Genomic DNA, 12863 nt, shown 5'->3' with positions numbered 1-12863 from the left:
TTCTTATTGAAACAAATGTTTAAATTCGCCGTACCCTTGTTCCTCTAACTCACTCTTCGGAACAAATCGAAGTGCAGCAGAGTTGATACAGTAGCGCATTCCAGTCGGTTGAGGGCCGTCATCGAACAAGTGACCAAGATGCGAATCTCCGTCCTTGCTTCGCACTTCTGTACGAATCATGTTGTGACTAACATCCATATTCTCTTTTACTTGCTCCGTTTTTAACGGTTTCGTAAAGGATGGCCAGCCACAGCCTGCATCGTATTTGTCTAGAGAGCTAAACAACGGCTCACCTGATACGATATCCACGTAAATGCCTTCTTCTGTATGATTCCAAAATTCATTACGGAACGGTGGTTCAGTGCCATTGTTTTGTGTCACTTCATATTGCATAGGCGTTAATTTGTTTTTCAAATCGGCTTCTTTGCCTTGATCCTTCCACGTCTCTTTTAAGAAACGCTCACGCCCAGATCCTTTTCTGTACATGCTGTAGCGAATTGGATTTTTCTTGTAGTAACCTTGATGATACTCTTCCGCCTCATAAAAAGGCTGTGCGGGAAGGATGTCCGTTACGATCGGATCTGAAAAAGGTCCGTTCTCCGCTAGTTGTTGCTTAGACTTTTCAGCCGCTTCTTTTTGCTGATCGTTATGATAGAAAATCGCCGTACGGTAAGACTCTCCGCGATCGGCAAACTGTCCACCTCTATCCGTTGGGTCGATTTGCTGCCAGTATAATGTTAGTAATTTTTCATACGGGAACACATCTGGATCAAACGTAATTTGAACGGCTTCATAGTGCCCAGTTGTCTCGGAGCATACGTCTTCATAGCTTGGATTTTCTTTATGACCGCCTGTATAACCAGACACAACGCTAATAATGCCAGGCTGTTCGTCAAACGGCTTCACCATGCACCAGAAGCACCCTCCTGCAAATGTCGCTAGTTCTTGTCGCTGTCCCATTTTCGTTCACCATCCTTTTATTGTTTGTGTTCCTTATTATACGCATTCTTGGCGCTCTATCCAACTTTTCAGCTCGTTACATCGCCTGTTGTTTTTCCTTATTTTGCTTTTCATCTGCGGGCTGACTAGAACGAAGTGGAATTTCTTTTAAGAAGAACGTTAAAAGGAAACCAGCGAGCACAACAAAAGCAGCAATGAAATAGACGCCTGTTAAACCGTAGCTCAGCACGTCACGCATCGAATCCATAATCTTCGCAAACGCAGGAGCAAACTGCGCAGGAATGCTATCTTTCAACTTTTCGAGACCGTCATGATTCATTAAAATTTGCGGATCAAGCTTTTGAACAATTTTCGCAAGCATCGGGTTGTTCATCAGTGATGCACCCATCTCTGACGTTACTTCCTTTGTTTCATGCTCCATACGAAGGTTCATGATCGTTCCCATAATCGCAACGCCGACCGTGCCTCCAATTTGACGGAACAACTGTGCAGAAGCCGTCGCTACTCCAAGAAAGCGCTGCTCGACGGCATTTTGAATTGTGAGCGTAAAGACAGGGAAACTCATACCAAGTCCAACCCCAATAAAAATATTGCTCACAATAACGTGTGTGATCGTCGTATTTAAGTCCATAAATGCCAGTGAGAACATGCCGGCTGACATAACAAGAAGACCTGCGAGTGCCAATATTTTATATTTACCGGTTTTACTAATGAACTGACCGCCAAGCGTACTTGCAATGACCATTCCAAACGTCATTGGCATCATAATGAAGCCCGAAGCGGTGGCTGAACGACCAATCACACCTTGAATGAAAAACGGAATGTACATGGCCGCACCAAACATTCCCGCACCGAGGATAAATCCAATGATGTTTGATAACGAAAAGATTGGATTACGGAATAAGTGAAGAGGTAGAACAGGGCTTTTCACCTTATTTTCCACGACAATAAAGACAATCAGTGACGCAATGGTTACCAGGAATAAACCGACGATTTGCACGGAAGCCCAGTCGTATTTAGACCCTGCCCACGAGAAAGCGAGTAAAAGAGGCGTAATCGTCGTGGTCAAAAAGAGTGAGCCTGCATAATCCACTTTCTCTCCTGCTTTTTTCTCCACGTTTGGAAATAAGATAAGGATAAGAACAAAAGCAACAATTCCAAACGGTAGAAACACCCAAAACACCCAGTGCCAGTTCGCGTTATCTACGATCCAACCGCCAAGCGTTGGACCAAATACGCTTGCCAATCCGAATACAGAACTCATTAGTCCCTGCCAGCGCCCTCGTTCACGCGGTGCAAACAAATCTCCGACCGCAGCGAATGCCGTGGACATGATAAGTCCACCACCAAGCCCCTGTACCCCACGACACGCAATCAATTGAAAAATATCGTTTGAAAAGCCTGCTAGCAGTGAGCCGACTGAAAAAATCCCGATCCCTACTAAAATAAACGGCTTTCGTCCGTAAATATCAGACAGCTTTCCGACTAATATAGCGGTAATACTTGAAGCCAACATGAAGATGGTGAATACCCAGCTAAAATATTGAATACCTCCAAGCTCTGCAATAATTCGAGGTAGTGCTGTTCCAACGATCGTTTGATTGACCGCAGCAAACAGCATAGCCGCCATAATTGCAATCATAATCGTTACCTTACGTTTGTAAGCTAAATGTTCCATGATGCATCTCCTTTTTATCGTTTAAAATCTTTCACTATATGAATTATTCTTCTTGTGAAATAGTTGTGCGATCTAACTTTCGAAAAAGCGTTAAAATAATGGTCAATTCTTCATTTGTAAAATCTTGAAAACGCTCAAAGAAGTAAGCTCTTTTTCGCTCTTCAAAATCGCGAAAAACCGCTTCTCCTTCAGGTAATACAACGATTTCAACAATTCTACGATCCGTATCTGAGCGCTGTCTTTCCACCCAACCTTTTGAAAGCATTAGCTCTGTAATCGCCGTCACGTGACTCGGTGCGACTTTCAAATGTTTCGAAACATCCGTTACTTTTTGAGGACCACCTTCTACAAGCATTCGTAGCGTCATAAATTCATTTATGGACAGTTCAGATTCTAATACGCCGTTTACCTCTTGACGAAGTTGACGAAACACTATGCGCAGCAAGCGTTCTACATCTACGATGAGATCATGTCGTTTGCTCAATGATTCACTTCCTTTTCTTCTAAACTCTAAACTTTTTAATATATTTATTTCACAATGTTAACTAAATAATTTTTAACAGATGTTGGCAAAAACGTCAAGATATTTTTTTCGAACCAATGAACACCAGAACGAAAAAAGAAGCAGCTCATACGCTGCTCCTTTCCGGAGGGGGAACGAATTAAAAGCTAAACAGTCCCGTTAAAAAGGTACGCCACTTCGGCGCTGCTTTCCTGGTTTCCCGAACGCTATGCTGATCCTTCAGCTTTGTCTCTAACTCCTCAATGGTTCCTTCAAGCTTTTGAATATGCTTATGAAGCGTATCTAGTTCCTTACGGTGCTCAAGAATCTGAAACGTCACAATCTCGCCCGCTTTTTCTTCTGTGCGTCGTTCATTTTCAATCACTCGTGACAGCAATTCATCGAGCTGCTGCTGCAACAGTCCAGTCATCTCCTCGTCAACTACCTTTGTGACAACACCTTGGCGACGGCTTCCCTGCTGCATCGTTTTTTGAACTTCACGTAGACTCTCGACATCTTCCTCTGAAAAATCAAAATGACCTAGCTCATTTTTTTCGCAGTTTAATTCAAATTGATGAATCCACTTTGTCACCGTTCTTGGATTGACCCCCAATAATTTTGCTACCTCACTCGTTTTCATTCTTTTCCCCTCCATCCGCTACTATTACGTACACATTTCGTGAAGAAAAAAAGAAATCCTTTTCACCTGACAAAACTAGTGAGCATTCAACAAAGAAAGTGATGTTTCTACAAAGAAGGTAGCTTTAAAAAAGGACCCAATCTTGGGTCCTTCCTTATTTCTTCGTAACATCCAGAAGCAGTGCATCACCATTTTCAGCCACTTTTACGTGCCCATATCGAATGTGTTGCTGAAGGTCAAAGCCTGTTCCTTCTTCCACAAAGAAGTGCTCAATTCCGTACTCAACGCCGTTATAAGTCGTCTTTCCAACTATTTTTACATCGCCTGCTTTTTTTACATATGATTTATTCCACTTTCCTTCATACTGATAATAGCCACTGTATCCGTATACACCATTTTCTTTTGAGCGAAGAATAACAGCAATGCGCTTTCCACTTCTAACTTTTTTGCTTATCGGCAAGTCCGAAATCGTATAGCGGAGCTGAACATAATCTCCCTGCAACATTGAACGAGGATCAACTGGTTCGAGCTTAAGCTTGATGTCCGTACCATTTGCGAGCGTTTGTTCCTTTATGAAGGTAATGCCACCAATCATTAGAAATTGAACCACAATGATGATGATGAGAAGCGGTTTTCGCCCCGTAAAGATGAACGTTCCTACGGGCGTACGATCACCGTTTCTACGCTCTAACCAATACGCAATTCCTCCAATTAAAAGACCAATGAGAAGAAATGAGAGGGATTTGTGTAAAAGTTTCCATCCATACTCATAGTATTTTGTAAACAGGTACACGAACCAAAGGAAGTATCCCACATAGAGTTGAATGCTTTGTTTCTTTTTATAGCTATCATATACAAGAAGAAAGGACACAACTAAAAATACAAGGTTATACACATAATAAATGAGATGTTCCCCCTGAAAAGACAGCACATATGCCGTGATCAGCGCTAGACAAAAGGAGAGGACACGTAAATACGGTAGCTTGCTTGCCGACCAGACGATAATATTCATGACTAAAAAGCCAATAAAGGCAAGCTCCCATAGGTACGGATGACCCCAAATCCCGACATAGAATTCCTCTAACATACGCCAATACAGCACAAACAAAATCGGATGAAGCGCCGTGTAGAGAATCACCCGTGTGCCTCGATAAGGGAGCGTCTTCATCATATAAAAGATAACTAGTAGCAATACGATACTCCACCAAAACGACATCATCATGCTAATAGAGCACGCTAGTAAAAGGCCGGTTATAAGAAGCGTATATTGAACGGTTGGGTACGACCTGAAAAGGCGGTAGCCAGAGAAGTAAATGAAGATGATCGCAATGACAAATCCCGGATACTCTGGTGCCTGAGGGACGATCAGAAACAGAAGCCCTGTAATTGATGATAGCGCCGTGAATGCACAAAAAAGCGTTAAACAAATAATGAGCACGTGCTTAATGATTGATAGCGCACGAGAGGTTGCTCCGCTCTCTGATTGTTTTTTTAACAGCTGTAGCACCTTCACACTACCTACTACTACAATAACCACACCAATGAGCGAGCCCCCAAAGAAGAAAAATCCTCCGCCTACTTCAAAACTAAGCTCTGTATATTTGATAAATGCCACAATTGTGGTAATCACAATCGTAACAATTTGTAGACCACGCTTCTGTTTAGCAGAGAAATATTTTAAAGCTACTATTAATAGAATGATTTGTAGACACGTGATGAGTAGACCGACTCCTCCAAATCGATCGAAAAAGCTAATGCTAACGACAAATACGTGAAACATGCTGTATGAAAGATACAGTAATTCTCTCGCAGCGCTTTTTCTCACAAACAAATACATAAATAGAATTCCGTTAAGAAGCGCAAGTCCACCAACAATCCCTACTTCTTCAAGAGGATCACGAATCCAGAACGCACCCGTTGGAAAAAAATAAGCGAAATAAGCAAGATGAAAAAGCAAATACGCAAGCACAGAGAATGGACGGTACTTGGTTACAATTGCAAATGCGACCGTTGGGATAAACCAAAGAAAAAATAGCCAATAGCTGTCTGCATGAGAATTATAAATTTGTCCTAGTAGCGCAATCCCTACCCCAAAAGCTAGCGAAGCCGCGAAAAACAGCCAATTTCCTAAAAACCGATATCTCGACAGCCAGTTAGCAGCGAGCACTGCTACGACGTAAAACAAAACAATCAGACCGACTGACAGGCTAATTTTCCCCCATTTACTAAAACCGCCCCAGTTGGATGCAAAGAAATAAATAATACTGGTTATAATAAGCGAAATGCTCAGTAAGTATTGACTTCTAATCAATTTATCCTGCACAGTTCTCCCCCTCCTATTGCCTTCATTATATACACATTTATTGGAAAAAGAATCTTTCTTTTTCTGCACGAAACGTAATCTCCTTATTAAATTTGTGTAAAGGTATTGCATTATCGACTAAAAACGAATATTATATAAATTGCTTGTTTAAATGTTCGTGATTTCGGAGGTTAAATATGTTTAAACTACAGGATTACAATACAAACGTGAAAACTGAATTACTAGCAGGGTTAACAACCTTCTTAACTATGGTATATATCGTGATCGTCAATCCAGCCATTTTATCGGCTGCTGGGGTCCCGTTTGACCAAGTGTTTACCGCAACCATTATTTCAGCTGTCATTGCGACTCTTTGGATGGCGCTTGCCGCTAATTATCCAATTGCGATTGCACCTGGTATGGGGCTGAATGCTTACTTTACTTCTATTGTATTAGGTTCACACGGTGACATTGATTATCGCATTGCTTTTGCTGCGGTATTTGTTGCAGGACTGATTTTCATTATTTTATCTCTTACACCGTTCCGTCAGAAGTTGATTGAGGCGATTCCAACAAACTTGAAATACGGAATCTCAGCTGGGATCGGACTATTTATTGCTTTTGTTGGACTTCGCATGAGTAACATTATCGTGTCAAACAAAACAAACTTAATTTCCCTCGGAGACTTGCGCTCTGAAGGTGTTGTACTAACGCTTATCGGCTTATTAATTACGATCGTTCTAATCGCGCTAAATGTAAACGGCGGACTATTCTTCGGAATGATTATTACGGGAATTATTGCGTACTTCACAGGAATGCTGAAATTCACAAAAGGCTTTGTCGCAGCACCTCACCTTCCTGAAGGATTAGTTATTGGAAATCCTATTCATGCGATTGGTGATGTTGTACATTACGGATTGTACACCGTCGTGTTCTCTTTCTTACTTGTAACGATCTTTGATACAACAGGAACAATGGTAGGTGTGGCACAGCAGGCAGGTCTTGTAAAAGACGGCAAAATGCCTCGTGTGCGTCAAGCGCTTCTTGCGGATGCGTTTGGTACATCAGTTGGTGCCCTTTTCGGTACAAGCCCAACAACTGCTTATATTGAATCAACATCTGGTGTAGCAGTAGGTGGACGTACAGGTCTTACTTCTTTAACAGTTGCGGTGCTATTTATCGTTGCTGCGTTCTTTAGTCCAGTGGTTGGTGCTGTATCAGGCATCGCGGCTATTACATCTCCAGCACTGATTATCGTGGGAAGCTTAATGATGGGGAACGTCGCAAAAATGAACTGGTCGGACTTTGATGAAGCCTTTCCTGCTTTCCTTGTGATCATCGCAATGCCACTAACATCAAGCATTGCAACAGGAATTGCGGTTGGATTTATCTCTTACCCAGTCTTAAAAATCGTCAAAGGAAAAGCAAAAGAAGTTCATCCACTTGTATACGTATTTGCAGTCTTGTTCTTCTATCAGCTTGCCTTCTTGGCTCACTAAAAAAAGCATCCTATTGGGATGCTTTTTTTATGTGAAATATTCAATTCTTGCTTCTGGAAAGAACTGATTGATGTAGTATTCCAACGTTTCGCGGAGCTCATGCTCTTCGTCTTTTTGGTACACGTATTTTCCAATGCCATAACGTCCCCATTTATAACGACGTTCTTCTTCGTTCATCGCAAGCTTTGTTTTCGGATAGTTTTTTTCGATGACGCGCTTGGCTGGCTTCGTAAATCGATGCTGAATCATTTCAAACGTTACGTCTTTACGCGCCTCCTGTGGCAAATGCTCATCTAACAGTTCAAATAAATGGCGATACCCATCCTGCCATCCTTCATGAATATAAATAGGCGCAACAATGAATCCAAGCGGATATCCTGCCTTTGCGACCTTCGCTGCCGCTTCAATACGCTCTGCTAGAGGAGAAGTTCCTGGCTCAAAGTTTTTAATCACATAATCGGCATTAATACTAAAGCGAAAGCGCGTTTTTCCGTTGTGCTTTGCATCTAATAAGTGATCAACATGCGAAAACTTCGTCACAAAACGAAGCTGACCGAGATCAGACTGACCGAAATATTCGATGGCGTGCTTTAACGAATGCGTTAGATGATCAATCCCGACAATGTCGGACGTACACGCCGCTTCAAAGCGCGTAATCTCTGGCGCACGCTCTTGCATATATTTTTCTGCTTGTTCAAAAATCTCATCTGTATTGACGTATGTTCGAATGTACGGCTTACTTCCCATCGTCGTTTGCAAATAGCAGTAATGACAGTGCCCCATGCAGCCTGTTGCGAGTGGAATCGCATATTCTGCCGATGGTTTTGACGTATCGAATTTAAGCGTCTTTCTTACGCCGACAACGAGCGTTGATTTGGCATTTCGATATTTTTGGAGATGATTCTCTCCTGGTATATTTCGCACCTGGTTATGTGACGTTGTTTCACGGATTTCAATTCCCATTCCTTCAAACTTTTCCTTCAGCTGAACGCCGAGCGGATACTCTAGTGCACGTGGCTCGATATAAACTAACTGTGGTACAAACGGTTTTACCATCTTCACACTTCCTTTTCATTAACACGACTTGGCATGATCATCATTTCATCCATAATAGAGATGATTGTACTGTTAAGTTCAGCAAAAAGGATGGTTCCTATCCTGCATATTTCTCCCTATAAAAAATCCCCACGCTCAAATGGTGGGGATGAATAGGTGTCGTTATCCTTCGTAATGATCGCCGCTAAAATAAGCGTTATACGTTTGCTCTGCTTCTTCATATGAATGAAAAATGGCATCGTCATCTTCAATCACATGAAGGGTGTTGTGTAAAAAAAGCACCTGCTCATTTGGATTATCTGGATGTTGCACAATTTCAGCTGACTTAATATTGGCGACGTTCGCCGTATGGGGATTGCGATAAATAACAAAAACTTGATCTCCTACCTGATACTCTTTCTTTTCCATCATTTCGCTTCCTTTCTCTCACCTGAAGTATTCATAGTATCCCCTGAATGAATCGAAATAACAAAAAAAAGAAGCCCAAGAACAGAGGCCACTGAAAAAGTCCTTAAAGGATTGCGTTCATAACGGAGTCGGTTGATTTCCACTCCAGGCCGCTTCGCTTTCCGCGGGGCTTGCAGTGAGCCTCCTCGCTGCTCTGCGGGGTCTCACCTGTCACGCTAATCCCGCAGGAGTCTCGCACCTGCCGTTCCAAACAACCTAGAGCGACTGCATCAGATGTAATGGCCAAGTTCCCATTTTGAAAGGAACTTGGCTGTTTTTTTGCTTTATAATAAAGAAAATCCATTTATTCGAAAGGGTGCTTCCAATGATTCCGTTTCATTGACGTCAACGGAACATACTGAACAAGCACCTTTTCAAAGAGGAGCATACTTCAAGGAGAAATCCAAGGAATGGTCTAAAATTGAAGGAAAGAATAGTGAATTCAAGCATAGACACGGGTATGATGTAGCCACATCCACGGGTATCGTTGGCATGGAAATGCAAGGGGCAAGGGCCATTTTCACCATCAACCTAAAAAGAATGAAGAAAAGCTGGGTCGATTCCGGAAAACGAAATCGACCCAGCTTTTCTGTCTTACGTTCTACTGATTATCTAAAAAATCCGAAGTTTTTCAGTGGCCTCCAAGAACAGGATTCCTTTCGATAACGATCAATGAGTGTGTGCAGGAGGTGCTCCGTCACCTTTAATTTGGTCTTGCTCTGCTTTGGAAATAAAATAATGGTGAATATCATAATGCGGCACTTCAAATCCCTCATGACCGTGTTCGATAAATTCAATATTACTATGATCGATCGCTGGAGAAGGAAGACCTTTCATTCCATCAAAGTCTGTAAAGCTTTTTCCTTCTGCTAAATGCTTTTGGGCAATCATCTGCTCAATAAAAACAAGCTTCCCTTTTTCAACGCCGTAAATCGTTTTAAAAACCGTTACTCCGTCTTCTGCTTGATACAAATGTGCTTTTGGATTAAACCAGTGTGCACCCATTTTCATTCGACAAATGCCACGCGTATATGTAGAAATTTCCCGGTGAATATTCTAGACTAAATAGTAGAGATATTACACCACGAATCGTTTGTGCATCATGTCCTCATTAGATTTCCAAGCTCATAAAAAAACGTTTGAAAAGGAGCCAGACAAATGAAGCTATCGTTTGATCACCTTGTTCATTTTTCCCATCATCCGAAAGAAGCCATGACACAGCTAAAGGAACATGGCATTCACGTTGTACAAGGCGGACAGCACGAAAAGTGGGGAACGTATAATACTCTTGCCTATTTCGGATTGCCTTATATTGAGTGGCTCGGTATGAAAGACTCTTCTCTCGCACAAGCCGTGTCAGATAATGAGCTCATTAAAAAGTTTGTTCGTGACTATTCCAAAGGAAGCCACTTCGGTACCTTTGCCGTTCGAACAGATAATATGAGCGAACTGAAAGAGCGACTACAGAGCTATGGCTACAAAACAACAGGACCTGTTGCAGGGTCACGTCGAACAGAAAATGGGCAATTATTAGAATGGTCGATGCTGTTTGTGCAAGAAACGACTACGGATCTTGAGATGCCGTTCTTTATTCAATGGGGGCAAGATGATGATGAACGACTTCAAAGCTTACAGCCTTTCTTGAAGCATGACGAACAGAACCTACAATTCGACGCACTGTACCTCGTCACATCGAACATGGATCAACTAAGTATGAAATGGAGTGAGCTGTTTCAAATTCAAGCAGATTCCCCAGACTTTTCACCTTCCCTTCAAGGACGCTGTCAGACCCTTCATTTAGACGGCGTGAAACTTATTCTCTGTGAGCCTACTGAAGGTGGGGTAGCTGCTGGATTTTACGAGACGTTCGGTGCTGGTCCATTTCTCGCATCGTTTTCTAATGCTTCGCATCGCCATTCTTTTTCACTGCAAGGCGGTTGTTTTTCTCTTCATCCATAACAAAAAAGAGCAGGTTATATGCCTGCTCCTTCCTTTATTCATCATTCGATACGGCTTTGTGATTTGAGAATGAAAAGGTTTCATGAATCACTTGTTCAATCAGCTCTTTTAATGGACCAAACGCATAATCAAGCTCCAAACGTTCGGTCCATTGGTGTGCGTCACGACCAATCGGTCCGACATTAAAAACAGGTGCTCGCAGCTCGGACATTTCTGAAAATGGAATAGCATAGCCCTTTTGCCATAGCGGTAAGTTGGCAATAAGCGGCTCTACTTCTTGAAGCTCATCTTGTAGCCCCGCATAGCTCAGATCCGAAATACCCCCGAAATACAACTGTTCTTCTAAGGCGATCGCATACGTTTCCTTTGCCGTCGTTACTACATTTTTCACCAGTGATTGAATGAGCGGATGATCCGTTGAACAAATCGCTGGATAATAAGGCGGCGTGTAGAATAATACGATCATCGGAGCAAGCTCTTTACACAAAATCGCAAGCTCATCAACCAGTTTAATGGATCGCTCTCTCTCATCAATTGTTTCTAAGCTTTGCAGAAGATGTGCGTGAAGGCTCTCAACGTGCTCTTGACCATGATGCAAAATGGCATATTCATAAAGCTGTTCATAAGTCATCACTCGCACTTTTACATCACGGGGAGCTGAATGGGAAAGTGCTCCGTACTTCCAGGCTCTTTTATGATAATGTTCCTCAACCGAACTCGCCACTCGCTCAGCCGCCTCAAGGAGCATCTGATTCAATGTCATAATCGATCGGTTAAAAATCGTTAGATTGTACAACCCTACCGAACGATGGGGAATTTGTACGGAATATTCCTCTTTTAAATCCCGTTGCATTAGGGATGTCGGCGCCGGACTCACCTGACCTTCCACGACCTCACAAAAATCAACGTTCAACTCAAGCTCACTCGTAAGTTTTGCTACGAGCAGATTAGCATTCAGCCCAGCAAACGGTTCCCCAACGTGCGTTTCTTTTCCATAGCAATAAAAGGCTGGCATTATTTTTCCAATGGAGCCTGTGTACACGTAGTTTGTTTCATCACCTGGATAACGAGCAAACATCGGCTCACCATTTAACATGAGCTCGAATTCTAGGTCATACGTTTTTTGCCACTGTAGAAGCAGTGTTACCGCGCTGCGCATACCAGCCGAGTTCACCTCTTCATCTGGTACCGAAAGCAACAAAACGTTCCCGTCGAACGCACCGTTGGCTGCCTGCTCAATCATACTCATATGAAGAGCTAATCCACATTTCATATCCATCGTTCCGCGACCGAACAACCAGTTTCCTGTTTCAACATCTCTTTTTACCTGCGGTGGAAGCACTTCTTTTGAATTATAGAAATAGTCCGTTAATTTCTCAGGTGAAAAAGCACGATCCTTCCAAACACCGTAATCCTGAACGTCTACCACGTCATAATGACTGATGAGAACAACCGTCTTCTTCTTATTAGAATGCTTAGCAAGGGCCGCTACTACGTAACGACCATCTCCTGTTGGATGAAGACGTAGCTGCTCCTTATATGTTTGAAAATAGGGCAGCTGACCAAGATCATCGTAGATCGTTTTTCCCATCTCCTGCTCTGCTTTTGTACCCGTTACGCTTGGAATAGACACAAGATGACAAAGTAATTGCTTCAGCTCATCTGCTGTTTGAAAAAACGTACGCTGTGTCATACTCCACTCCCCCTTCTGTGTTAGATATGTGAAGAACCTTTCCTTCTCGTGAAGGAATCTTTGTCCTCTTCCATCTTCCTCGTACTCGCTCATTGCACTTTTCTTTCATTATACAACTCCCTTCCAT

At 42.5% G+C, this 12863-nt stretch carries 11 protein-coding genes and 1 pseudogene; 3 read left to right on the top strand and 9 right to left on the bottom strand.

Translation table 11 applies throughout. The annotated features are described in order from the left end of the window. Positions 1–3 precede the first annotated feature (3 nt). The 5 genes from msrA to IE339_RS04760 all read right to left on the bottom strand — a co-directional run bounded on the left by msrA (position 4) and on the right by IE339_RS04760 (position 6103). Positions 4–960: a peptide-methionine (S)-S-oxide reductase MsrA gene (msrA, locus tag IE339_RS04780; protein ID WP_242174030.1), complete on the bottom strand. Its 957-nt coding sequence runs from the start codon at positions 958–960 to the stop codon at positions 4–6. 76 nt (positions 961–1036) lie between these two features. Next, positions 1037–2638 carry an MDR family MFS transporter gene (locus IE339_RS04775; RefSeq protein WP_242174028.1) on the bottom strand — a complete coding sequence of 534 codons (1602 nt, stop codon included), beginning with the start codon at positions 2636–2638 and terminating at the stop codon, positions 1037–1039. A gap of 43 nt (positions 2639–2681) precedes the next feature. Further along, positions 2682–3122, bottom strand: coding sequence for a MarR family winged helix-turn-helix transcriptional regulator (locus IE339_RS04770; protein WP_242174026.1), 441 nt, complete (start codon positions 3120–3122; stop codon positions 2682–2684). 178 nt (positions 3123–3300) lie between these two features. Beyond that, the gene (locus tag IE339_RS04765; protein WP_242174024.1) at positions 3301–3780 is read right to left on the bottom strand and encodes a MerR family transcriptional regulator; all 480 of its coding nucleotides are present in this window, start codon (positions 3778–3780) and stop codon (positions 3301–3303) included. Positions 3781–3934: 154 nt separating this feature from the next. After that, on the bottom strand, positions 3935–6103 hold the full coding sequence (locus IE339_RS04760; protein ID WP_242174022.1) for a GDYXXLXY domain-containing protein: 2169 nt from the start codon (positions 6101–6103) through the stop codon (positions 3935–3937). Positions 6104–6279: 176 nt separating this feature from the next. Here IE339_RS04760 and IE339_RS04755 point away from each other — a divergent pair, with 176 nt between their 5' ends. Next, positions 6280–7581: an NCS2 family permease gene (locus tag IE339_RS04755; protein WP_242174020.1), complete on the top strand. Its 1302-nt coding sequence runs from the start codon at positions 6280–6282 to the stop codon at positions 7579–7581. A gap of 27 nt (positions 7582–7608) precedes the next feature. Here the strand turns inward: IE339_RS04755 and splB are convergent, their stop codons facing one another. Both splB and IE339_RS04745 read right to left on the bottom strand, forming a co-directional pair. Further along, entirely contained in the window at positions 7609–8637 is a 1029-nt protein-coding gene (splB, locus tag IE339_RS04750; RefSeq protein ID WP_053399611.1) for a spore photoproduct lyase, read from the bottom strand. Between the two features lie 162 nt (positions 8638–8799). Beyond that, the gene (locus IE339_RS04745; RefSeq protein ID WP_242176115.1) at positions 8800–9045 is read right to left on the bottom strand and encodes a transcriptional regulator SplA domain-containing protein; all 246 of its coding nucleotides are present in this window, start codon (positions 9043–9045) and stop codon (positions 8800–8802) included. A 369-nt stretch (positions 9046–9414) separates the two neighbouring features. Between IE339_RS04745 and IE339_RS04740 the strand changes: the two are divergent. Next, a pseudogene (locus IE339_RS04740) lies at positions 9415–9627 on the top strand (transposase); the annotation flags it as partial. 126 nt (positions 9628–9753) lie between these two features. Here the strand turns inward: IE339_RS04740 and IE339_RS04735 are convergent. Continuing rightward, the gene (locus IE339_RS04735; RefSeq protein ID WP_242174018.1) at positions 9754–10095 is read right to left on the bottom strand and encodes a DUF5602 domain-containing protein; all 342 of its coding nucleotides are present in this window, start codon (positions 10093–10095) and stop codon (positions 9754–9756) included. 147 nt (positions 10096–10242) lie between these two features. On the opposite strand from IE339_RS04735, the gene IE339_RS04730 reads away from it, so the two are divergent. Further along, positions 10243–11043, top strand: a complete 801-nt coding sequence (locus IE339_RS04730) for a VOC family protein (protein WP_242174013.1) — start codon at positions 10243–10245, stop codon at positions 11041–11043. Between the two features lie 34 nt (positions 11044–11077). Here the strand turns inward: IE339_RS04730 and IE339_RS04725 are convergent, their stop codons facing one another. Further along, positions 11078–12736 carry a M20/M25/M40 family metallo-hydrolase gene (locus IE339_RS04725; protein WP_242174012.1) on the bottom strand — a complete coding sequence of 553 codons (1659 nt, stop codon included), beginning with the start codon at positions 12734–12736 and terminating at the stop codon, positions 11078–11080. Positions 12737–12863 lie beyond the last annotated feature (127 nt).

Origin of the sequence: Priestia koreensis (assembly GCF_022646885.1) — a bacterium.
Classification (GTDB): domain Bacteria; phylum Bacillota; class Bacilli; order Bacillales; family Bacillaceae_H; genus Bacillus_AG; species Bacillus_AG koreensis_A.
This window is presented reverse-complemented; position numbering and strand designations above follow the sequence as displayed.